The sequence below is a fragment of the Labrenzia sp. OB1 genome, from assembly GCF_001624695.1.
Taxonomy (GTDB): domain Bacteria; phylum Pseudomonadota; class Alphaproteobacteria; order Rhizobiales; family Stappiaceae; genus Roseibium.
On record NZ_JSEP01000026.1, the window covers coordinates 18,600 to 41,493 of the forward strand.

The window sequence follows — 22,894 nt, forward strand, 5'->3', positions numbered from 1 at the left end:
CACGAGCCAACTGAAAGCCTGGGAAGACGGAGAACTAAACACGTAAAAAAGGTTGGACCACATGAACAAGCACAACATCGGATCACTCCTGATGATTTCGCTGCACGGCTATGTCGCCGGGACACCCGAATTGGGAAAACCCGACACGGGCGGCCAGGTGGTTTTCGTGCTGGAGCTTGCCAAGCGGTTTGCCCGCCTCGGCTACCGGGTAGATGTCATGACACGTCAGTTCGAGGGGCAGCCGGCCGAGGATGTCGTCAATGACAACCTGCGCGTTGTGCGCGTGCCATTCGGCGGTGAGGATTTCATCCGCAAGGAGGACATGCACGACTGGTACGGCGATTTCGTCACCAACGCGCTTGCCATGATCCGTCACCGCAACATTCACTACGACGTCATCAACAGCCACTACTGGGACGCGGGCGTCGCCGGACAGAAGATCGCCGAGGAACTGCAGATCCCCCACATCCACACGCCGCACTCCCTTGGCTGGTGGAAACGCCACGACATGGTCGGGGCCAGTGATGAAGAGATGGCGGGTTACCGCTTCGACGAACGGATCCAGAAGGAATTCGTGCTCTACCGCAACTGCGATCACGTCATCGCGACGACCGAGCAGCAGACCGATCTGATCATCGAGCACTACCAGCTTCCCAGGGAACACATCACCATGATCCCGCCCGGTATAGACGAGGGCAGGTTCACGCCGTCGACGCCGGACAGGGTGGCCGCGGCGCGGCAGAAGCACGATATCCGCGAGACGGATATCTATGTCGTCGGCCGGGCGGCGGAAAACAAGGGCTACGACCTCATCATCGAAAGCCTGCCGCACCTGCTCAAACTGCAGCCCCAAGCGCGCCTGGTGCTGGCGGCAGGCGCGAATTCCGACAGCGATATCGCGCTCCTCAATCAGTGGAAGCAGGTTGCTTCCGACATGGGCGTCTCGGACGCCATAAGCTGGCGCGGCTACGTGGAAGATGACGATCTGGCCGATTTCTTCCGGGCTCCGGGCATCTTCGCCTTGCCCTCCCGCTACGAGCCTTTCGGCATGACGGCGGTGGAGGCAATGGCCTGCGGTACGCCGACGGTTGTCACCGTTCATGGCGGTCTTCACGAACAGATCGAGTTCGGCCGCCACGCCCTGGTCGCCGACCCCAAGCGGCCGGAAGAGTTCGCCGCCATGCTCAACATGCCGATGCAATATCCCTGGCTGCGCGACACGCTGGCCGTGGAAGGCGCCCGCTTCGCCCGCCGCTCCTTCGGCTGGACCGGCATCGCCCGCCGCACCCTTCAGGTCTTCGAACACTTCAAGGGCCGCTACGACGACCTGCAGACAGAGGAACTGGTAGCGCTGTAGAGGGCATTGCTTACGGGCGAGCTCACTCCTGTCCGGTCAAGCGAGAACTGGCGCGCAACACTGTCTGCACCCCTCTCTCGGTTACCGGGTCCCCGCGAAGGCGGGGACCCGGTAACCTGCCGCCTCGGTTTTTTTTATTCCATCTCGGACCACGCGGAATACTGGATCACGGTCTTGCCGCTGCGCGGCAAACCGGGATGACAAGCAATTGCGCACCCCTGAAAATCCTCCCCGGCGAGACGCGTTGGGCGAGGGAGTGCGTTCAGCCAGACACGGCCGCCACCTGTTTTTCTGTCTCCATGCAGGCGACGAGGTGAGACTTATCCGGGTGCTGCAAGGAGCGCGGGATTTGCCGGACGTATTAGGCTGACGATTCTGCGCCCTTAACGCGTGCCAATTTGGATGTTCATCGCCGTTAGATTTCATGCTGAAAGCAGGCGTTCGCTGCAACACAAACAAAGGTCAGAGAAGCGCGGAGAGTGTGAATTCGCCGCAATTGCACGGAGGCTGTGTCATGTGACGAAAAGCGGACGTCCACTCGACCGGGATTCGATGAACGATGCTGCAGCACCGCATGGCAGCTTCGAGCCCAAAGTCACGGATGCTGCGAAGTGCATGAATGTCGGCTTCAGTCTCACAATCGGCCAAGCCAGCAGCTTTTCTCATTCTCTACAGTGCATCACTTTGACCGTGAGATGCGGAAGTGTCAGTCTGTTCAATATGATGTCAAATTCCGAGAGAGTGAACGTGCCAGACACCTTAAGCATCAGAAACCTGACTTGGGATGAATTCGTGCCGAATTTCAATGCGCATGTTCCGACAGCCTTCGCTCAGGATCATTCCTACGCTCTTTCAGACGCACTTTCGGAGCGTGAAAAAGAAAAAATGGCTCTGTTGGAAGCCAGACTCGGTAAACCATTCGAGCTTTGCCTCGGGGTTTTCGACGCAGAGAACCGCTTTGTTGGCTGGAGTTGGGGCAAACAGGAGAGCAAATCGACATTCAATATGATCAATTCAGCAGTATTGCCGGAGTTTCAAAGACAAGGAGTGTATTCGAAACTTGTCAGGCGAGTTTTGACAGAAGCTAAAACGCAAGGTTTTCAAGTCGTCTATAGTCGTCACTGTGCAACAAACAATGCGGTGATAATCCCGAAGCTCAAGGCGGGTTTCCTCATATCGAAGTTTGAACTCAGCGACACGCATGGCGTGCTTGTTCATCTTCACTACTATACCAATCCGACGCGAAGGCAGGTCATGGATTACCGCTCGGGTCAACGAAGCCTCGGCAAAGACCTTGAACAGTTATTTGGGAAGGCGTAACCGGTCGTTCGGATTGTATACCTGAAGATCCGCTTAGTCCGCTCTGCCGACTTTGCCGCGTGTCCTGGTTTAGCAGTTGCCGCGAACGTCTCCTTCGACTGGCCGCACCGCAGCGACATTGAGTCGGACGAACAGCAGCTCCGGGCCGAAACCTCCAGATGCTGCGCAGCCTATGAAGGTCTGCTATGAAGAACCATAGCAATGAGATAAGGCAGACAATGTCGATCAAAATTCTTCCTGCCAATCCGAATTGGCCGGCCCAATTTTCAATTATCAAAGCATTGCTTGAGAGAGCCTTACCTGAAGGCGGTTTAATCCATCATATTGGTTCGACCGCAGTACCGAATCTTGTCGCCAAAAATGTCATTGATATCCAGATCAGCTTGGCGTCGCTGAAAGACCTCGAAACGGAAGCAATGGTTGCAGCGGGATGTAGCCTCGGTCGGCCAATCTGTGACCATTGTCCACCGGGCATGTCTTTGCCGCAGGATGAATTGGCTAAACAATTCTTTCGCTGTAACGAACCATTTGTGGCGAACATACATGTCCGCGAGAAAGGTCGCTTCAACCAGCGCTATCCACTCCTTTGCCGAGATTACCTTCGCGCACATCCACTGGCAGCAAAGGCATACGGCGCGATCAAGCAACAACTTGCGCTTCACTTTCCGACAGACGAAGACGCCTATTACGACATCAAAGATCCAGTCTTTGATCTTCTGATGGTCGGAGCCGAGGACTGGGCGCTTTCAACAGCCTGGGTTCAACCGCCGTCGGACTAGAGGACGATGAACTGTGCTTTGCAGGATGCGGACCCACATTTGAATTGTTGAACGGCAGCAAAATCCGCTCTGCCGACTTTACCGAGTGCCCTGGCTTTGCGGTTGTTGCGCATGTCTCCTGCGACAGGTTGCACCGCAGCAGCATGGGGGCGGACGAGCGGCAGCAATGGGCCGGCAACAGACTGGCGGGTTTAACGTCGAGGATCTGGCAAGCGGACATTGTCGCTGCTCAGACGCATAGTCCCTTTGCGCACAAACGACCTCTCGTTTCTTTCGTAACAATGGCTGTTTTGTCTCCCGTTTTGGAAAGACGGAATAATTTCAAGACCGTGTGAGATCTGTTTTGAAACGGCCATTTGTCCAGTGATTTAATGCGTGTCGCGTTTGAGTGGTTTTGTGCATTCAGAAAGACGTCTGAACTGATGCGGTGGATGCCCCCACCTAGCGGCATCGAGTATACCAAGACGTGTGTGGATGCCCCCTGTTTGGCAAGCTTTATCTTCGATTTTTCGGCGGGGTCTTCGATCGGACGTGTGTCAGGCCTCAAATTGTGGCCTTCGATAACGCCACGGGCCGGTATGCTGTTCGGAAAGCTGGGTTCACATCGGTTCAGAGAGCTGCAAGCGCTCGAGCCCCGGGTCTGATTTTCCCTGCCTTGAACTTCGAAGTCCGTGTCGCGTACTCCTCGTCGATCGCTCACCCAGGCCTTGCGGCCATGTCGTGCCTTTTCCCTTCTCGGTTTCAGGTCACGCMATTCGATAATCCTCTTGCTTGGTTGACATGGCCCAGATCATCCGGGCCATTTTATTCGCCAGCGCAACGGCCGCGACCATCCTGGGCTTGCGTGCTACGAGGGCAGCGAGCCAGCGATTCGAACTGCCACCCTTTCGGACCACCCAGCGGATCACGCTCATCGCTCCGACGATTAGCAGTCGGCGGATATCGGTCTGCCCCATCTTGCTGACCGCCCCCAGCCTGGCCTTGCCCCCCGTGGACCTCTGCCGTGGCACGAGGCCGAGCCAGGCCGCAAAATTCCGCCCACTGTCAAAAGTGTCGAGGTCGGGCGCAAACGCCGCAACGGCCCCTGCCGTCACAGGGCCGATCCCGGGGATGGTACAAAGCCGCCGCAACTCACAATCTGTCTTCGATGCATCCTCCAACTCGTTTGCCAGCCGTTCGATCACGTCGGTCAGCCGCGCTATCTGCTCGAGATACACCGCCCCCATCTCCCGAACGGGGTCAGGCAGGTCGCWGCTCTCGTCCGCCAGCGCATTCTCTAGTAATTTCAGGCTCGCCGGTCCCTTCGGCGCCACCAGCCCGAATTCGGCCAGATGTCCGCGGAGCGCGTTGATGAGCTGCGTGCGCTGCCGGACCAAGCATTGGTGGGTGCGGAACGCGACAGCACGGCCCTGGGTTTCGGCACTCTTCACTGCCACGAACCGCATAGTCGGACGCATGGCCGCCTCTGCGATAGCCTCCGCGTCCGCGCGGTCATTCTTCTGGCGCTTGACGAACGGTTTCACATACGCCGCCGGCACCAGACGCACTTCATGACCGTGAGACTGTGCCATCCGGCCCCAGTGATGCGACTTGGCGCATGCCTCCATAGCAACGACACAGGCCGGCTGCTCGCCCAGAAGTGTCGCCAACCGGTTCCGAGACAGTGCACGATTATACAGAACCGTCCCATCGGATCCGACCGCACAAACCTGAAAGCTGCCTTTTGCTAAGTCGATCGCCAGAATGCTGATCTTCGATGTCATTGATGCGCCCTCCGCTCGGTGAATATAGAACCGTCTTGGTATACTCGATGCCGCTGGGTGGGGGCATCCACCGCATCAGTTCAGGTAGCAACTTTGATGAACCAAACGACAGAAGCTGGACCGGGGCTCCAGTCGAACCTCTCTACGCAGAGCGCCGAACGGCATTGTTGAAAGCGACAGGAGCGGCTGGCTTCACCAACCTGCCCAGTGAATGGTGGCACTATGACTACGGAAACTGGGTCTGGGCCTGGTACAGCAGCCAGTCAGCCGCTTACTACGGACCAACCCAGCTTCCACGTGACAGTTCAGCCGCGTAGCAGGGTCCTGAAAAAATTACCGAGTGTCCTGGTTTAGCAGTTGCCGCGAACGTCTCCATCGACTGGCTGCACCGCAGCGGCATGGTGCCGGAGAAACGGCAGCTTCCGGACTGAAAGCTCCCCTCGAACTTCGTAGGTGTGACTGTCCGATCAGGCAGCTTGCTCATCCGCAAGCCGCCTTCATGTCGGGCCCGAGATGTTTTTCCAAAGCCCAAAAGCCTCCCACCTCCCAATCCAAAACAACCGGTTCAGCTTGCGTTCATGTGAAATTGATTACACCTTGCCCAACACTTCGTGAGCAGAACCGGAATCAAACCCGTGAAACACATATTTGTCATACTTGTGCTCCTTTTCGCCGCGGTGGGACCGGCGCAGGCGGCCTGTCTGTCGGACGCGGCGGCCCGCAAGGTCGTCGCCAGCGGCCAGGCGGCTTCGCTGGGGTCCGTCAAAGGCCGGGTTCAGGGGGAAATCCTGAAGGCCCAGCTGTGTCAGCAGGGCGGGGGCTATGTCTATGTTCTCTCGGTCAAGAACGGCGGCAAGGTGACGACGGTCACAGTCAGCGCCCGCTAGATAGACGATCAAGGGGCCGGTCCCGCGCATGCGTGGGGGCCGCCGGATCATTTCACTGAACTTCGAAAAGTCGGAACTCATGCGCATTCTTGTTGTTGAAGACGATACCGATCTGAACCGCCAGATCGTCACCGCTCTGGAAGAAGCCGGCTATGTGGTCGACAGTGCGACCGATGGGGAAGACGGGCACTATCTGGGTGACACCGAACCCTATGACGCGGTTGTTCTCGATCTCGGCCTGCCGACGCTGGACGGGCTGTCGGTTCTGGAAACCTGGCGCCGCGACGGCAGGACGATGCCGGTGCTGATCCTCACCGCCCGGGACCGCTGGTCGGACAAGGTCGCGGGGATCGACGCCGGGGCGGACGACTACGTTGCCAAGCCCTTTCACATGGAGGAAGTGCTGGCACGGGTCCGCGCGCTTGTCCGCCGGGCGGCCGGTCATGCCTCCAACGAACTGACCTGCGGCGCCGTGCGTCTCGACCTGCGCGCAGGCAAGGTCACCGTGAATGGCTCGGCGATCAAGCTGACCTCCCATGAATACCGGCTGCTGTCCTATCTGCTGCATCATCAGGGCAAGGTGATCTCACGAACGGAACTCACCGAACATCTGTACGATCAGGATTTCGACCGGGACTCCAATACGGTCGAGGTTTTTGTCGGCCGTTTGCGCAAGAAGATCGGCTCGGATCTGATCGAAACCATCCGGGGTCTCGGGTACCGGCTGGGAGCAGACGGTGACAAGTGAGTCGACGCCGGCAGGGGAGCCGCAAACGGCCCGCAAGCCGCAGCGCTCGCTTGCCGGGCGTCTTGTTTTCGTGGCCGCTGTCTGGGCTACTGTCGCACTTGCCCTGGCCGGTATCTTCCTGGTGAGCCTCTATCAGAGTGCAAGCGAGCGCGCCTTCGACAGTCAGCTCGAAATTCACATCAACGCGCTGATTTCCGGAATGCTGGAGACCGATGCCGCGGACAACGGGGCGAGCACCACGCTGTCGGTGGCGGACTACAGCGGCGATCCCCGTTTTTCCCTGCCGCTGTCCGGCTGGTACTGGACGGTTCGCCAGGCAGGCAATGCGGAAATCATCGGAGCTTCGAAATCCCTTGTGGGCGATCCGCTCGACGTGCCGGCGATCGGTGACAAGGAGAGCGGCGCGGGGTTCGTCGCAGGGCCCGGCGGAGACGAAATTCGCGTCCTGCAGCAGAATATTTCGGTCGGTGAGACGCCTTACATCATCGCCGTTGCAGCCGCGACGGCGGACTTCTGGGCCGATATCTACGAATTCGGCCGTATGGCAGCGCTGACCTTGTGCATTGTCGGCCTCGGCCTGATCCTGGCGATCTTCCTGCAGGTCCGCATCGGGTTGAAACCGCTTGCCCGCCTGGAGGCATCGCTGTCGGCCGTCCGTCAGGGCGAGGCCGAGCGCATCGACGAGGCCTTGCCGCGCGAAATCGCGCCGCTGGCGGTGGAACTGAACGCGCTCATCGGGTCCAACAAGGAAATCGTCGAACGGGCGCGCACCCATGTCGGCAATCTGGCGCACGGGCTGAAGACGCCGCTGTCGGTGATTTCCAATGAAGCCCGCACGGCCGGCGGGCCACTGGCGGACAAGGTTTCCGAACAGGCGCAGATCATGTCCACCCAGATACAGCATCATCTGGAGCGGGCGCGTATGGCGGCGCAGCGCCGGGTGATCGGCGTCTCGTGCGAAACGGAGCCCGTGCTTTCCCGGCTGATTCGCGCCATGAACAAGATCTACCAGGACAAGGGCATTGCGGTCGGCTTTGAGCAGAACGGCGAGATCCGCTTTCGCGGGGAAAGCCAGGACCTGGAGGAAATGGGCGGCAATCTCATCGACAATGCCTGCAAATGGGCGGCCTCCCGGGCTTCGGTCACGGTTGCGTCGCTGATCGACCCGGCGACCAATCGGGACATGTTCACGATAACCGTGGAGGACGACGGCCCCGGACTGACGCCAGAAGAGCGGGCGGAGGCGGTCAAACGCGGCAGAAGGCTTGATGAAACCGTGCCCGGCACCGGGCTGGGCCTGTCGATCGTGGCCGATCTTGCCGCGCTTTACGGCGGCACGCTCGAACTGGACGGATCGGCGCTGGGCGGCCTGAAAGCCAGGCTGACCTTGCCGGCTCTTGTCGACAGACGCTAGAGACGAGAGCAATCGGAAGTTAAGGACAAGACCAATAAATTGTGATGAAAATTGACGCAGACTATGGCGTCAAAGACTGTATGAAGGCCTAGTTCGGCCACAAATTGAAAATAACAAAGGTTCATCTGCGGGTTCTGACCGGCTTCCATGATCATTCCGTGCCCGGGAGGCGCGATTGAGGACGCCGGGTCGAGACATCGGTCCGCTGTCCCGGTGCCGGGAGAGCCTGCCTTGAAACTGATTGCTCCGGGAGCTTTCGAGCATGTTTTTGCGCGGTGCCACATGTGTTGCTCTTGCCATGGTTATGGCGGGATGCTCCATGACGTCCAATTCCGGCGACACCGCCGGATTGGGCTCGTTCTTTGGCGATCCGAAGTCCGGTGTGGCCGGGTCCGAGGCGAATACCGCCATTTCCGTTCTGGTGAACAACGAACTCGGCGAAGCGCTCGAGCCTTCCGACCGCCGCGCGGCGGAAGATGCACAGGATCGGGCCCTGCGGGCGCGGGGACTGGGTGTAGCGGTCGCCTGGCAGAACGAGCGCACCGGCCGCAGCGGTCAGGTGCGTCCGGGCCCGGTCTATTTCGTCAACGAGACAAGCTGCCGGGAATTCACCCACGAAATGGTTCTGCAGGGACGCGTTCTGCAGGCGAGGGGCACTGCCTGCGAAACGGATCGGGGCGCCTGGCAGGTCATCGGTTAAGCCTGGGTCGCTGACGGTCCCGCAGAAGGACCGCAGGTCAAGCGTGTGTTTCGGATTACTTAAATTATTCTCAACATTTAGTTAAACCTTGTGGCGTTAGTATTGCGGAGATTCGGATCGCTATTGACGCTGTGAATGACCCACTCGGACCAGCTAGAACATAAAATCAAATCGTATCTGAGCAGTCTCACGCCGCAGGCCGTGCAGGCTTTGGTCCGTAATATGGAACGGGCCCAATTTCACAAGAATCCCGATCCCAACCTTCAGGTGGTTCTCGCTGCGGCTCTTGGTCTTCTGCGCAAACAGGACGAGCCGAAGCCTGAAATCGACGGGGGACTCCAGAGGCGAAACCAGATCCAGCGCATGTTCTTCGCGCCGCTGGAGGACTTTCTGATCAACGAAACCCTGCCGATCCGGCAGGAAGCCCGCATCAACCGCAATGTGCTCGACCGTGTCTGGAAATGGCTCGGGCGCGACCTCATGCCGGAAGATTTCCAGACCGTCCTGGAACAGGCAGGCAATATGCAGATCAGCGGCGAACGGGTCTCCGCGCTCGTCCAGGCGCTGCGCACGCGGGCGGTGGATGCCCTCGGCGAAGCCCTGCACCACAGCGAGGTGTCCGATACGCAGCGGCGCCGGATGGGTATCGAGCTCGGTGGAGAACGCGGTATTGCCGAACTCAGGGACATTCAGAAGATTTTTTCCGCCGAGCGCTGGCTCGTGCCGTTTCTGCAGAAAATTCCCGAACGCATCAACGAACAAAGGCTGAAGCGCGACAAGGATGTGCTGCGTCTGGTGGACAAGTGTTCCTACCGGTTTCCCGACCATGTTTCCATCATCGCCGCCGCCCTGGTTGAACGCTCCGAAGCGCCGGCCGCCCTGTGCAGCTTTGCCGGGCGCCTCGCCGGTGACGACGATCCCAAGGCAATCGAGAAATCGCAGTTCGCGCCGTTTGTCGATGTCGTGATGAGCGAGGCCGAACGGCTGCAGATCCTGGCGCTTGAGCACTGCAACAACAATCCGGATCCGGTCGCCTTCTCGCAAGCGCTCCAGGAATACCACTCGCTCGTGCGCGGTGTCGAACGGGACATGGACCTGTCCGTCTCCGGCAAATGGCGCAAGCGTCTGGCGGAAAGCAAGCGCAGCCTGTCCAGTGTTGTGACAAACGAGTTGAACAACGCCCATGGGGCCGTCCGCCGTGCGCTCCAGGTGCCAAAATTCGACCAGGACGGCAAACTGCAGATCGATCAGGAAGCAATCGACGATGCGGTGCGGACGTTGCGCGTGGTGAACATGGTCCGAAACGCCTCGGAGACCTTTGCCGTGAACGAGGTCGGAAAACGGACCAGGCAGGCCGTCGAGCAGACGCTGGAAATCGTCACCCGGTCGCAAATCTCCGATCTCGGCAAAGCCCGGGGCCGGCAGTTGCAGGCCCACCTGGCTGCGGCCGATGTGGCGATCATGCTGTCGGAGATCTATTTCGGGTCCGAATACGCTAACCAGCTCCGCCGCAGCCGTCAGGCGGCCGTGGCCAAGGCGCGCAAGTTGAGCACGTCGGAACAAGGTAATCCGGAGCGCAAGCTGGTCGCCAGCGCACTGGGCGGCAGGTAGTCCTTTGTCGCTGCCGGAGAGCTGAGCCGCGACCGCCGGTCACAGCGGTGCCATCTTGCTTTTGTCGGGATTGGGCGGTCTATAGTGCCCCATGGTATTTTGGATCCTTATCGCTGTCATGACAGCGGCTGCGGCCCTGTCCGTGCTTGTGCCCATGTCGAGAGCCCGTCGTTCGCAGGACGGCCCGTCCGGGAACGCGGACGAAGCCGTTTACCGCGACCAGCTCAGCGCCATCGAAGCCGAGCTGAAACGCGGATTGATCGAACCGGAAGCCGCCGGTGCGGCGCGCACGGAAATCGCCCGGCGGTTGCTCAACGCGCATGACAACCATGAGCGGGAAGCCGGCAGGATCAGCCAGGCACCGAGATTGAAATTCGTCCAGGGACTGGCGCTGTTCGCGCTGCCGGCGGTGGCCGTAGGCCTCTATCTCTTCTTCGGAGCGCCGGATGTGCCTGACGCTCCGCTCGCCGCAAGGCTCCAGGCTCCGGCGGAAGAGCAATCGGTGGATATTCTCGTGGCCCGGGTCGAGCGGCATCTGGCGGAAAACCCGGAAGATGGCCAGGGGTGGGTGGTGATCGCACCGGTCTACCTGTCGATCGGCCGGGCGCAGGACTCCGCCCGCGCCTACGCACAGGCAATCCGTCTGCTCGGACCGAGGCAGGACTGGCTGACCGACATGGGCGAGGCGATGGTCATCGCCAATCAGGGCCTTGTCCCGGCGGAAGCGCGGCAGGCGTTCGAACAGGCCGCGGCGATGGATGCTTCCGCGGTCAAGCCGCGCTTTTTCCTGGCGATTGCCCTTGGACAGGAAGGCCGAAAGTCAGAGGCAATCGAGGCCTGGCGCAATCTCATCGCCGGGGCCGATGGCACGGAAGCCTGGCTCGGGGCCGCACGCAATGAACTGGCGGAGCTTGCAGGGGCGGACGGTCAATCGGATCGGACGAGCCAGACGCTGGCGCCGCGCGGGCCTTCACAGGAAGATGTCGCTGCCTCGCAGGACATGAGCCCGGTCGACAGGCAGGCGATGATCCGCTCCATGGTCTCCGGCCTTGCCGAGCGGCTCGCCGATGAGGGGGGCTCCGTGTCGGAATGGGGGCAGTTGATGCAGGCCTATGTCGTTCTGGGCGAAATGCAGAGCGCGGAAAATGCGCTTGAAGACGCGCAGGCCGCTTTTGCCGACAAGCCGGAGGACTTGTCTTCCATCAAGGACGCGGCAAGGCAACTTGGTCTAACAGGATCATGAGACAAGAAGAGACTTCCGCGCCTCAAGGGGCAGAAGGCAGCGGGAAGCGGGCGGAAAACAAATGACGCGTAAACAAAGAAGGTTGACCCTTATCGGAACGGCAGGCGTTGTGCTCGCCTCGGCGTTCGGACTGATCCTTTTTGCTCTCTATGACGAACTTGTCTTCTTTCAGAGCCCGACCGATATCGCCCTGACCCCTCTTCCGTCCGGTCAGAGGATCCGGTTGGGCGGCCTGGTCGAGGAGGGCTCGGTCGTTCGCTCCGACAATGCGGAAGTCAGTTTTCGTGTCACCGACATGGAGAACACGATATCGGTCACCTATAAAGGGATATTGCCGGACCTCTTCCGTGAAGGGCAAGGTGTGGTGACGGAAGGTATTGTCAGTCCGGCCGGGATTTTTATCGCCGATAGCGTGCTTGCAAAGCACGACGAAAACTACATACCCAAGGAAGTGGCCGAAGCACTGAAGAAGCAAGGCCATTGGCAGGGCGGGAAAGCCGCGGCCAACTGACCTTTTGGGCCTGCGAGTTTTCGGGGCTGCGATCTTGTGGGGGGAGTGATCTGGTGAACGGAATTTGGGAGAGCCAATGATCGTCGAATTCGGACATTACGCGCTGGTGCTGGCCTTTGCTCTGTCGCTTGTGCAATCCGTTGTCCCCCTGTGGGGCGCGCTTGCCCGAGACGACCGGCTCATGGCCGTCGCCGCACCGGTTTCCGTGACGACGTTCATCATGGTGTTGCTGTCCTTCGCCGTGTTGACGAACGCCTATCTGACCGCGGATTTCTCGGTTCTGAACGTTCTGGAAAACTCCCACTCCGCCAAGCCCCTCGTGTACAAGTTCACCGGCGTGTGGGGCAATCATGAAGGCTCTATGCTGCTGTGGGTGCTGATACTGGTGTTCTTCGGCGCGCTTGTCGGGTTTTTCGGGGGCAATCTCCCGAAGGACCTGCGCGCTGCGACCCTGGCAGTCCAGGGCTGGATTTCCGCCGGTTTCATTCTTTTCCTGCTGGCGACGTCCAATCCGTTCGCCCGGGTTGCCAATCCGCCCCTGGAGGGCGCGGATCTCAATCCCATACTTCAGGACATCGGTCTGGCGATCCATCCACCGCTTCTTTATGTCGGCTACGTCGGCTTCTCGATCACATTTTCCTTCGCGGTCGCCGCCCTGATCCTGGGGCGCACGGATGCCGCCTGGGCGCGCTGGGTACGCCCCTGGACGTTGCTCGCCTGGAGCTTCCTGACCCTGGGTATCGCTATGGGGTCCTACTGGGCCTATTACGAACTCGGCTGGGGAGGCTGGTGGTTCTGGGATCCGGTTGAAAACGCAAGCCTGATGCCGTGGCTGGCAGGAACGGCCCTGCTTCATTCCGCGATTGTGATGGAACGGCGGGAGGCGCTGAAGATCTGGACCATCCTTCTGGCGATATTCACTTTCTCGCTGTCGCTGCTGGGGACTTTCCTGGTCCGCTCCGGTGTCCTGACCTCCGTGCATGCATTTGCCACCGATCCGACCCGTGGTGTGTTTATTCTGGCGCTGCTGTGTTTCTTCATCGGCGGGTCCCTGGCGCTCTATGCCTGGAGGGCTCCGGCCCTCAAGCAGGGAGGTCTCTTCGCGCCGATCAGCCGGGAAGGGGCCCTGGTGCTGAACAACCTGTTCCTCACCTCCGCCTGCGCCGCCGTCTTTGTCGGCACGCTTTACCCCCTGTTTCTGGACGCCGTCACAGGAGAGAAAATCTCCGTCGGCGCGCCGTTCTTCAATCTGACCTTCGGACCGCTGATGGTGCCGCTCCTGATCGCAGTTCCCTTCGGCCCCGTGCTCTCCTGGAAACGCGGCGACCTGCTGGCGGCCTCTCAACGGCTATACGCGGCATTCGGCCTCGCCATCTTGATGACGGTTTTCACCTTCTGGCTCTGGGGCATGGACATGGTTCTGGCGCCGCTGGGCGTCGGCCTCGCGGTCTGGGTCATGGCAGGTGCGGTCGCTGAAATTCTGACCCGGGTGAAAATCCTGGAGATTGGCCCGTCCCGTGCCTTTTCGCGCCTGATCGGTTTGCCCGGATCTGCCTGGGGAACCAGTATGGCCCATTTTGGCGTCGGTGTGACTGTTCTGGGCATCGTGACCGCGTCGGCGTTTCAGGAAGAGCGGATAGCGACCGTGCGGCCGGGAGACGTCGTGGAGCTGTCCGGCTATCAGCTGACGTTCGATGGCGCAGCGCCCCGGCGCGGCCCGAATTTCACCGAGGAAGTCGGTCATTTCACGATCCGCCAGGGCGGCATCTTCGTCGCCGAACTCGATCCGTCAAAGCGGGTCTACACGGCCCGGCAGATGCCGACAACGGAGGCGGCGATCCACACCACCGGGTTCTCGCAGCTCTATTTGTCCCTTGGAGAAAGCCGGGGTGACGGCGCTGTCGATGTCCGGGTCTATTTCAAGCCGCTTATTACCCTGATCTGGATCGGCTGCGTGATCATGGCGCTGGGCGGCGCTGTGTCCATCGCCGACAGGCGGCTTCGCGTCGGGGCGCCGAAACCGGCCAGAAAGCGCAAATCGGCTGCGCCGGCGCCGGCGGAGTAGGCATGCGATGATCCGGTCCCTTTTCACCAGCTTTTTCCTGTGTCTCTGCCTGCTGGCATCGCCGGCCATGGCCGTGGCCCCGGACGAAATTCTGGACGATCCGGCGCTGGAAGCGCGGGCACGGGTCCTGTCCGCCGAACTGCGCTGCATGGTGTGCCAGAACCAGTCCATAGACGACAGCGACGCGCCTCTCGCCAAGGATCTGCGGGTCCTGGTTCGCGAGCGCCTCGTCGCGGGCGACAGCGATGCGCAGGTGATCGACTATCTCGTCTCCCGCTACGGCGAGTTCGTGTTGCTCAAACCCAGGTTCGCCTGGAACACGCTTGCCCTCTGGGCGGCAGGACCTCTGGCGCTGGTTGCGGGTCTTTTTGCGATTATCCTTGCCCTGCGCAAACGGCGGGCACAGTCGGCGCAGGCTGCCGACAGCCCTGTCGCTGGCCTGTCCGAGGAGGAAGAACGCAGGCTGAAGGCGCTGCTGGAGGATAACGGCTAAAGCTTTGTCCGGTCGAGCGGCCGGCGGGAAAATATCGTCCGCCGGGCTGGTATCCCGGTTCCGACGGCCAATCCCTTCACGAAGTTGTACCCGGGTGTGATTTGCATGCCCGGCTCGCGTGGTTACTTGTGAAGCATTCTTCAAATGCTCATCCCGCGAGGAGATCCACGAATGGCAAACCGTCCGCTGAAACTGGAATTTGACGGTGCGCATGGCGCTCGGCTCGCAGCAAGACTGGATCTTCCCGCCGGCGGGATCAGGGCCTTCGCGCTCTTTGCGCATTGTTTTACCTGTTCCAAGGACATCGTTGCCGCCCGCCACATCGCCGCGGCGCTCAGTAAGGAAGGAATTGCGGTTCTACGCTTCGATTTCACCGGACTGGGCGGTAGCGGCGGAGATTTCTCCTCCACGGGCTTTTCCTCCAATGTGGAGGATCTCAAGCTGGCCGCGGATTTCCTCCGCAAGACCTATGAAGCACCGCAGCTTCTGATCGGACATTCGCTCGGCGGCGCGGCGATACTTGCCGTCGCGGGCGACATTCCCGAAGCGCGGGCTGTGGTGACGATCGGCGCGCCCGCCGATGCCGATCATGTTCTTCACAATTTCAACGGCTCCATCGAGGAAATACGTGAAAACGGTGCAGGGGAGGTAAACCTTGGCGGGCGCCAATTTACGATCCGCCGCGAATTTCTCGACGATCTGCAAGGGCAGTCGGTCAGGGAAAAGACTGCGGAACTTCACAAGGCCCTGTTGGTCATGCATGCGCCGCTCGACGAGACGGTCGGCATAGAAAACGCCACCAATATCTTCGCCGCCGCCCGTCACCCGAAAAGCTATGTCTCGCTGGATACTGCCGACCACCTGTTATCGGCGGAAAAGGACGCCTCCTATGCCGCCAGGGTGATTGCGGCCTGGGCGGGCAGATATCTGGACATGGGCGTGCGCGAAACCGCCAACAAGGACAAAGACGGGGTCGAGGTCCTGGAAACGGGCCAGGGAAAGTATCAGGTGATGGTGTCGAGCGGAGCTCACAGCTTGCTTGCCGACGAACCCGTGGCTGTCGGTGGTCTGGACAGCGGGCCGTCGCCTTACGGCTTTCTGTCGGCCGCGCTTGGAGCCTGCACTGTCATGACGCTGCGCATGTATGCCAACAGGAAAGGTATCGATGTGGACAGGATCGGCACGCGTGTCCTGCATGGCAAGGTTCACGCCGCCGACTGCGAGGATTGCTCGGACGGCCTGAAGGCGCAGGGCGGGAAGATCGACAGGTTCGAACGTCTGATCTCCTTTGAGGGAGATCTGGGTGAGGCGACACGGCAACGCATGCTGGAAATCGCCGACAAATGCCCGGTTCACAGAACACTGGAGGCCGGCGCGGCGGTGGTGACGCGGGAAGCCCCGTCAAAGACCTGAGGAATGGTGCGGCGATCTCCGCCAAATGCCGGTCTTCAAGAGGGGAGGGAACCTTCAGGCAAGTTTTTTTGCAAAGTGCCGAGCCGTATTTTCGTGAACGATAGCAGGCGGCGTGCGTCTTTGCCGGAAAGAGCCTCGTAGTCCTTCGTCCACTTCTCGACTGTCGATTGCGGCTGTTTGCTGTGGTTCGTGCGTGCCCGGCACAATGCGGAATATTCACTGTCTTCGACGCCCATCGCCCGGCAAAGAACCGCGATGCCTGTGGCATCGTAGCGAAGCATGACATTGGTAACGTATTTCTGCTCCAGGCCGGACATTTCTGCGAGCAGGAAGCTAACGTCGAGCAGGTTGTTGGAAAGGGAAAGCTGTGTCACGGCCTTCCCCAGCGAGCGCTGGCCGGTCCGGATTTCCTTCAAGGTCGCCTTCGCGCAGATGCGCCTTGCCTTGCGTTCCAGTTTGGTGCTGGTGACGATCTTGCCGGCCTCATGGAACAGGTCGTGAAGGAGCGCTTCATTTTCGTCGCGCATTTGACGGATCCTGATCTTCTGCTGCTCCGGCATCAGGTCGATCAATTTGTCATAGTCGACTTCCGTGATGTCTGAACGTTCCATCATCGAGTCGCGAATATTCTCGTCGCTCTCCGCCAGCTTGATCAGCATGCGGGTCCCCCAGCCGGAAATTTCTGCGCCCGCGTTCGCCGCGACGGACTGCTTGACGGGCTTTTCGCCGCGCTCCAGAAGGACGTCCGTCACTCTGGGTTCGAGATGCTTGCGCTTCGAAATTGCCAGAAGATGACCTTGCCCCATCGTTTTCGCGAGCTGAAGAATATCGGCTGTGTCGAGAACATTGGAAGATGTCAGCATGGGGCGGGCGATGTCGATTTCCTCACGGCCCAGTTCGCAGGCGACCTCGTGCGAAGTGCTGTCAATTGGCGCAAGTTTTTCCGAAATCGCTTTTTTTTGAGCGGCCTCCATCGAGGGGAGCATGCTTTCCAGAACCGAATTGAAGATCGCGATCTCTTCCGTCCGGCAACTGTCCGCACCTTTTACGAACAGGCTGGTGACATGCTCAACCAGTTGATGGCGTTTTTCCGGTGAGCTTTCCTGGGCAACGTTGAGAAGTTCGGTGATCATGTCGGGTTATCCGCTTTACCTGTATTACGAATAACGAGTAGATGTTTACAACAGCATAAAGAAGAACAGATAATTTTTTAAATGAAATTACTCTAGGTAATTATCGCAATAATTTATACGGTTATTTTAAATAAGGAGTAGGGTTTATTTCAGGTTGCTCGTCTTTTTGAGGGGTGCAAAAAAATCTACATGAAAATCATTGCGGCATCGCGCCGGCAAGCTGCGGTGTTGCCGGAGGCGAGCCGGACAGTTGTCTCCTTGTGTGAGAGTGGCACCCCGAGTTGCTGCGCGCGCAGGACAGATGAAGCGGAAATTGGGAATGGGCCATACCAACCGCAACAAACAAGAACCTGTTGGATGGCTGACGGTCTGCAAGGCGCGGCGCGCAGATCGGCCCGGTTGGCCGGTCCAGGGACGTGGGCGTAGTCAGGCGGGCCTGAACAAGCCRCCGGAGGCCATGACATGAGCGCGCTCCRCAGCGTCGCGCGTCTTGGCCGATGCCCCGCATCGCCCTGCGACACGCTCCTCGCGGAACGCGCTCATGTCATGGTCAAAYAGGKTCTTATTTATTGCGGCTGGTATAAGCGCTCGGAATACGCATGAGGGGGCGATGGCCAGGCAACCAGTGAGCTTGACGGTTAGGCTCCGGCTTACGCTCTATGCCGCCTCTTTCTGTTTTACCGTTTTCAGCCTGATCTTCATGAGCGCGAGCAGCCGCCGCGCATCAGTTTCGTCCAGCATATGGTAGTTGGTAAGCCATTTGCTGCCGGTGCTTTCCGGAAACTTCAAGTGTTTGCAGCGTTCCTTGCAAATCGCCTGAAACTCCTGCGCACCGATGCCCGTGGCCCTGCAGACCGTGGCGATACCGGTGGAGTCGAAGCGGATCATGAGCTTGTGGACGTATTTCATATCCAGAGCGGAGAAGAAGGATAAAAGGGCGACCGCGTCCAGAAGATTGTGTTCGACGGCAAGCTGATAGACCGCCTTGTTCAAGGTTGTCTTGCCCAGCCGGATACCTACAAGCCAGGACTTGGGACTGACTTTGGATGGCCGCCGGACCAGTTGGGCGCCGGCGGCGACTTCTTCATCGTCCTTGAAAAGGTCATCCAGCACCTCCTCGTTCGATTTACGCAGATGCCGGAGGCGATCACCGAGTTGCTGGGGCAATTCCTTAACCAGGGCCTCGAACTGGGTCATTGTGATTTCGGCACCCAGATTGGCGGCAAGAGTCTTTTTGACCGCCTGGTCACCCCGTTTGAGCATGAATTCGGAAAGGCCTTTGCCAACGTGATCGCGCTTGGCCATGGCCAGGAGATGTCCCTGACTTTTGGTTTCGGCGATCTTCAGCAGATCCGTGTCCTGCAGGGATTGCGAACGTTCCAGAACGGCTTTGGCGATAGGAAGGTCGTCTGCGGCAATCGTGGCTGCCAGACTGGAAGAGGTCGCCTGGATGTCGGCAAGGCGCTCGGACACCTGCTTGCGTGTGTCCGTTTCAAGCGAACCGTAAACGCCTTCCAGCATGCCATTGAGAAGATTCGATTCTTCCGAGCCGCCACTATCTGTTCTTGCCGCGAGCAAGTCTGTAACATGCTCAGCAAGCTGGTGCTTTTTCGTCGAAGAACTTTCTTTGGCAAGATGGAGAAGCGTATCGATCATGCATGTACCCTATCAAGGGGATTTTCTCAGAATTTTCTTTATAAGCGGTGAATAATGTCGCGAAGACCCCGGGAAAATTACTTAAGCAGCGCGAATTCTGCACGCGGGGTTTTTCTCTCAAGCTGGTTGCGCGATTGATAGTCTTGACGCTATTCCAGCTTTGCTTCATGGGATTGCTATGCCTGAACATCCAATCCTTTATTCTTTCCGCCGCTGCCCCTATGCCATACGGGCGCGGCTTGCGATCCTCGTGAGCGGTCAGACGGTCGAAATACGTGAAATCGTCCTGCGTGAGAAAGCTCCTGAATTCCTGGAAACCTCTCCATCCGCCACCGTTCCGTGCCTCAAGCATGGAGATGCTGTTGTGGACGAGAGCCTGGACATCATGCTGTGGGCGCTGGAACGCAACGATCCGGAAGACTGGCTCAGGACTGGTGGCGCGGACCTGGACGCCGCCCTTGAGCTGATCCGCGCCTGCGACGGTCCCTTTAAGAAACATCTCGACCGCTACAAGTATGATACGCGCCATCCGGATGCCGATCGCGACCATGAGCGCCAGGCCGGAGCCGTATTCCTGACGCACCTGAACGATGCTCTGAGCCGGGATGGCTGCTGGTTGCTGGGTCCGCGTGCGTCGATTGCCGATTATGCCATTCTGCCGTTTGTACGCCAGTTCGCCAACACGGACCGGACCTGGTTCGACAGTCAGGACTGGAGTGCGCTGCTGCTCTGGCTGGAAGCGTTCGAACGCTCCGAACCATACCTGGCGGTCATGCGCAAATGGCCCCGCTGGTGCAACGGCGATGCGCCGGTCCTGTTTCCCGCGTAGGTTCCGTGCCGGCCGCTACGTGGTGATGCAGGCGAGCTCCTTTGGCGGCCGGGCGGCTTTCTGGGCGTTCTCCAGTTGCATGACCATCAGGTTCAGAAGCCGGGTCGCATCGCGCGCATCCAGGAGGCTGTAGTTGGATGCCCACAGCGTGATGATCGATGCAGGCAGGCGCAGGTGGCTTCCCCGGACACGGCATAATGTCGAGTAAGCCAGATCGCCGACACCCAGCGTCTTGCATATAACGGCGAGGCCGGTGGCATCGAAACGCACCAAGAGGTGGGACACGGTCTGTTCGGGCACACCCGAGACTTCCGCGATGAGAGAGGCGACGGCCATCAGATTCTTGTCAAGGCAGAGTTGGGTCAGAACCTGATCCAGATGTACGCCGCCCTTCTTGAGGATGGCAAGCCAGTCCGCTATCGGAATGCGGGTGTCGCGCTCGGAGAGATCCGGTCCGACGGTCAGATCCCCTTCCTCCCTGAGCAGATCCTGGATGAGCTGCTCGTTCGACTTGCGCAGATGCGAGATCTTGTTGCCCATCTTTCCGGGCAGTTCCGCAACGAGCCGGTCGAAGTCCTCCGGTGAGATATCCGCCCCCAGATTGCAGAGAATGAACCTGCGAACTTCCGCGTCTCCCAGGGTCAGAAGCAGGGTTGTGAGTTCGCGGCCGAGAACCCCTCTCTGCGAGATCGCCTTCAGGTGCTCCTGACTTTTTTCGCGTGCGAGCTGCATCAGGTCTTCTTCGCTCAGAGCGGGAGATTTTTCGAGAATGGGGGCCGTGATCGAGGCCTCTTCGGACGCCAGAAGGCGTGCCAGGTCGCGCGAGGTGGATGAACTGCCGGCGAGCTTCTCGCTGATCCTTCGCTTCGTCGAGTGTTCAAGATCCGAAAGGGTATTTGCCAGAACGGCGTTGAGCGAGTCGACTTCACCAGCGTCCAGGGAATTCAGTCCCGTGGCGAGTTGATCGGCCACAAATCCGGCAAGATGATCGCGTTTTTCCTTTGGGCAACTTTCGACAAGGGTACTCAAGGCGGTCATCTGGAGGGGGCGACTCGATTTTCAACGGAAGGGTATTGCCTCTTTTATCACTAGTATAAATACCTAAAAATTAAAGAATATCTGACGCTTTCGAAGCGTTTTGTTTTAAATGCGAGCAACTGTCACCGGCTCCGATGCTACCTTACAAAATCGTAATGCCACCGACAGGCGCCTGTAAGGCTGGCTCACCTACCTTCCTCTTCGAACCAGACGCGCGAATCCCCGCTCGCGTTCAAAGTGACCTTCAAGTCGAATGTCGGTAGAGGAAATAGATATGAAAAATCGTGGCTCAGTCTCACTCTTGCGGTCCCGCCGCGCCAAGCTGATGGCGGGAGCGGTTGTACTTGGCGCCGCAGGCCTCTTGAGTGCGCAAACCATTGTCCCCAGCCAGATGGCTCTGGCGGATGCGGTGCGTGTCGATGCGCAGGCGCCGACCGACTTTTCCCAGGTTGTCCGCACTGTCAGCCCGGCCGTTGTCTCCGTTCAGGTGAAGCAGGCCGTGGAGCCGCGGATGATGAACTTCGGCGGCAAGGACAATTCACCGGAATTCTTCAAGGGACTTCCGGAAGGACACCCCTTCGAGCGGTTTTTCCGTGAATTCGGCGGCCGCGGTGGCGAGGAAGGACAGAACCAGCGTCGTTCTCCGCGTCAGTACGGCATGTCACAGGGCTCCGGCTTCTTCATTTCCGCAGACGGTTATGTCGTCACAAACCAGCACGTGATCGACAAGGGGACAGAGTTCACGGTCATCGGCCAGGACGCCAAGGAATATGACGCAACCCTGATCGGTGCCGACAAACGCACGGATCTGGCACTGCTGAAGGTCGAAGGCGACGAGGACTTCACCTATGTCGAGTTCGCCAAGGAAGCACCGCAGGTCGGTGAATGGACTGTCGCCATCGGCAACCCCTTCGGCCTCGGCGGATCGGTTACGGCCGGCATCGTCTCCGCCCGCGGCCGTGATATCGGTGCTGGTCCCTATGACGACTTCATCCAGATCGATGCGCCCGTCAACCGGGGTAACTCCGGCGGTCCGGCCTTCAACATGCATGGTGAAGTCATCGGAGTGAACGCGGCCATTTTCTCGCCCTCCGGAGGCAACGTCGGCATCGCCTTCGCTATTCCGGCCTCGACCGCGCAAGATGTGATCATGGAGCTGAAGGATGACGGGACGGTCGTTCGCGGCTGGCTGGGCGTTCAGATCCAGAATGTCACCGACGATATCGCCGAAAGCCTTGGCCTTGATGAGGCTCGCGGCGCGATTGTCGCGGAAGCCCAGGAAGACAGCCCGGCCGAGAAAGCTGGACTGCGCTCGGGCGACACCATCCTGGCCGTCGACGGTGCCAGCGTGAAGGGGCCGCGCGAGCTTTCCAAGATCATCGCAACCTACGATCCGGACACAAAGATCGACGTGACGATCTGGCGCGACGGCGAAGAGCAGGACGTTTCGGTCACGCTGGGCCGTTTGCAGGAAAAGGAGCAGGCCGCGGCGGCATCGCAGACTGAAAAGACCAAAACCAGCCTGGATGAACTCGGCCTCGTGCTGATGAGCCGGGAAGAAGCCGGTCTTGAAGGGAAGGGCGTTTTCATCGCCGAGATCGACCCTGACAGCGCAGCCGCTGAAAAAGGCCTCAATCCCGGCGATGCCATTCTGGAAGTCGCCGGCATGAAGGTCGAAAACCCCGCGGATGTCATCAAGGCACTCGAAAAGGCTGAAAAGGATGGCCGCAAGGCGGTTCTGTTCCGGGTTGAAGCCAACGAAACGACACGGTTCGTGGCACTTCCCATGAACCTCGCCTGATCGGGACCCGGCTCTTCGGAGCCGGGCCTGACGGCAGGGCCGGTCTGCCCTCTGCCCCAAACCCCGACGGACCGGTCCTTGCCTTGGGTTCAATGTAAAGAACCCGCCAGGGCCACCCGGGCCATTGTTATTC

Annotated in this window: 19 protein-coding genes; 15 read left to right on the plus strand and 4 right to left on the minus strand. The window is 59.5% G+C overall.

The window, feature by feature from the left end:
- The first annotated feature begins 61 nt into the window (after positions 1 to 61).
- The 3 genes from OA90_RS24050 to OA90_RS24060 all read left to right on the plus strand — a co-directional run bounded on the left by OA90_RS24050 (position 62) and on the right by OA90_RS24060 (position 3,456).
- Positions 62 to 1,357, plus strand: a complete 1,296-nt coding sequence (locus OA90_RS24050; RefSeq protein WP_068418817.1) for a glycosyltransferase — start codon at positions 62 to 64, stop codon at positions 1,355 to 1,357.
- A 552-nt stretch (positions 1,358 to 1,909) separates the two neighbouring features.
- Positions 1,910 to 2,677, plus strand: a complete 768-nt coding sequence (locus OA90_RS24055) for a GNAT family N-acetyltransferase (RefSeq protein ID WP_068418820.1) — start codon at positions 1,910 to 1,912, stop codon at positions 2,675 to 2,677.
- A gap of 185 nt (positions 2,678 to 2,862) precedes the next feature.
- Positions 2,863 to 3,456, plus strand: coding sequence for a GrpB family protein (locus OA90_RS24060; RefSeq protein WP_199823824.1), 594 nt, complete (start codon positions 2,863 to 2,865; stop codon positions 3,454 to 3,456).
- A 746-nt stretch (positions 3,457 to 4,202) separates the two neighbouring features.
- On the opposite strand, the gene OA90_RS24070 is transcribed toward OA90_RS24060, so the two are convergent.
- Positions 4,203 to 5,219, minus strand: coding sequence for an IS110 family transposase (locus OA90_RS24070; RefSeq protein ID WP_068418826.1), 1,017 nt, complete (start codon positions 5,217 to 5,219; stop codon positions 4,203 to 4,205).
- 635 nt (positions 5,220 to 5,854) lie between these two features.
- Between OA90_RS24070 and OA90_RS24075 the strand changes: the two genes are divergently transcribed.
- The 10 genes from OA90_RS24075 (at position 5,855) to OA90_RS24120 (ending at position 16,304) form a co-directional block, all read left to right on the plus strand.
- The gene (locus tag OA90_RS24075; protein ID WP_208986283.1) at positions 5,855 to 6,106 is read left to right on the plus strand and encodes a hypothetical protein; all 252 of its coding nucleotides are present in this window, start codon (positions 5,855 to 5,857) and stop codon (positions 6,104 to 6,106) included.
- A 79-nt stretch (positions 6,107 to 6,185) separates the two neighbouring features.
- On the plus strand, positions 6,186 to 6,854 hold the full coding sequence (locus OA90_RS24080; RefSeq protein ID WP_068418922.1) for a response regulator transcription factor: 669 nt from the start codon (positions 6,186 to 6,188) through the stop codon (positions 6,852 to 6,854).
- Positions 6,844 to 8,268 carry an ATP-binding protein gene (locus tag OA90_RS24085; RefSeq protein WP_068418830.1) on the plus strand — a complete coding sequence of 475 codons (1,425 nt, stop codon included), beginning with the start codon at positions 6,844 to 6,846 and terminating at the stop codon, positions 8,266 to 8,268. Before OA90_RS24080 ends, OA90_RS24085 begins: the two co-directional genes overlap by 11 nt.
- A 319-nt stretch (positions 8,269 to 8,587) precedes the next feature.
- On the plus strand, positions 8,588 to 8,968 hold the full coding sequence (locus tag OA90_RS24090; RefSeq protein WP_208986284.1) for an RT0821/Lpp0805 family surface protein: 381 nt from the start codon (positions 8,588 to 8,590) through the stop codon (positions 8,966 to 8,968).
- Between the two features lie 222 nt (positions 8,969 to 9,190).
- Positions 9,191 to 10,579 (plus strand): hypothetical protein, encoded by a 1,389-nt coding sequence (locus OA90_RS24095; RefSeq protein ID WP_208986285.1) that lies wholly within the window; start codon positions 9,191 to 9,193, stop codon positions 10,577 to 10,579.
- Positions 10,580 to 10,670: 91 nt separating this feature from the next.
- Positions 10,671 to 11,822, plus strand: coding sequence for a c-type cytochrome biogenesis protein CcmI (gene ccmI, locus OA90_RS24100; RefSeq protein WP_068418839.1), 1,152 nt, complete (start codon positions 10,671 to 10,673; stop codon positions 11,820 to 11,822).
- Positions 11,823 to 11,883: 61 nt separating this feature from the next.
- Positions 11,884 to 12,333: a cytochrome c maturation protein CcmE gene (gene ccmE / locus OA90_RS24105; protein WP_068418842.1), complete on the plus strand. Its 450-nt coding sequence runs from the start codon at positions 11,884 to 11,886 to the stop codon at positions 12,331 to 12,333.
- Between the two features lie 76 nt (positions 12,334 to 12,409).
- A complete protein-coding gene (locus OA90_RS24110) occupies positions 12,410 to 14,398 on the plus strand; it encodes a heme lyase CcmF/NrfE family subunit (protein ID WP_068418845.1) in 1,989 nt (662 codons plus the stop codon).
- A 10-nt stretch (positions 14,399 to 14,408) separates the two neighbouring features.
- Positions 14,409 to 14,891: a cytochrome c-type biogenesis protein gene (locus tag OA90_RS24115; RefSeq protein ID WP_068418925.1), complete on the plus strand. Its 483-nt coding sequence runs from the start codon at positions 14,409 to 14,411 to the stop codon at positions 14,889 to 14,891.
- Between the two features lie 171 nt (positions 14,892 to 15,062).
- A complete protein-coding gene (locus OA90_RS24120; RefSeq protein ID WP_068418848.1) occupies positions 15,063 to 16,304 on the plus strand; it encodes an alpha/beta fold hydrolase in 1,242 nt (413 codons plus the stop codon).
- Between the two features lie 35 nt (positions 16,305 to 16,339).
- Here OA90_RS24120 and OA90_RS24125 read toward each other — a convergent pair whose 3' ends face one another.
- Both OA90_RS24125 and OA90_RS24130 read right to left on the minus strand, forming a co-directional pair.
- Complete coding sequence (locus OA90_RS24125; RefSeq protein WP_068418852.1) at positions 16,340 to 17,437, minus strand: DUF2336 domain-containing protein; 1,098 nt, start codon at positions 17,435 to 17,437, stop codon at positions 16,340 to 16,342.
- A gap of 657 nt (positions 17,438 to 18,094) precedes the next feature.
- Positions 18,095 to 19,093 (minus strand): DUF2336 domain-containing protein, encoded by a 999-nt coding sequence (locus tag OA90_RS24130; protein ID WP_068418855.1) that lies wholly within the window; start codon positions 19,091 to 19,093, stop codon positions 18,095 to 18,097.
- 178 nt (positions 19,094 to 19,271) lie between these two features.
- Here OA90_RS24130 and OA90_RS24135 point away from each other — a divergent pair, with 178 nt between their 5' ends.
- Positions 19,272 to 19,922: a glutathione S-transferase gene (locus tag OA90_RS24135; RefSeq protein ID WP_068418858.1), complete on the plus strand. Its 651-nt coding sequence runs from the start codon at positions 19,272 to 19,274 to the stop codon at positions 19,920 to 19,922.
- Between the two features lie 15 nt (positions 19,923 to 19,937).
- On the opposite strand, the gene OA90_RS24140 is transcribed toward OA90_RS24135, so the two are convergent.
- Entirely contained in the window at positions 19,938 to 20,951 is a 1,014-nt protein-coding gene (locus OA90_RS24140; protein WP_199823825.1) for a DUF2336 domain-containing protein, read from the minus strand.
- 283 nt (positions 20,952 to 21,234) lie between these two features.
- Here OA90_RS24140 and OA90_RS24145 point away from each other — a divergent pair, with 283 nt between their 5' ends.
- On the plus strand, positions 21,235 to 22,761 hold the full coding sequence (locus tag OA90_RS24145; protein ID WP_156510619.1) for a Do family serine endopeptidase: 1,527 nt from the start codon (positions 21,235 to 21,237) through the stop codon (positions 22,759 to 22,761).
- The last annotated feature ends 133 nt before the right edge of the window (positions 22,762 to 22,894 follow it).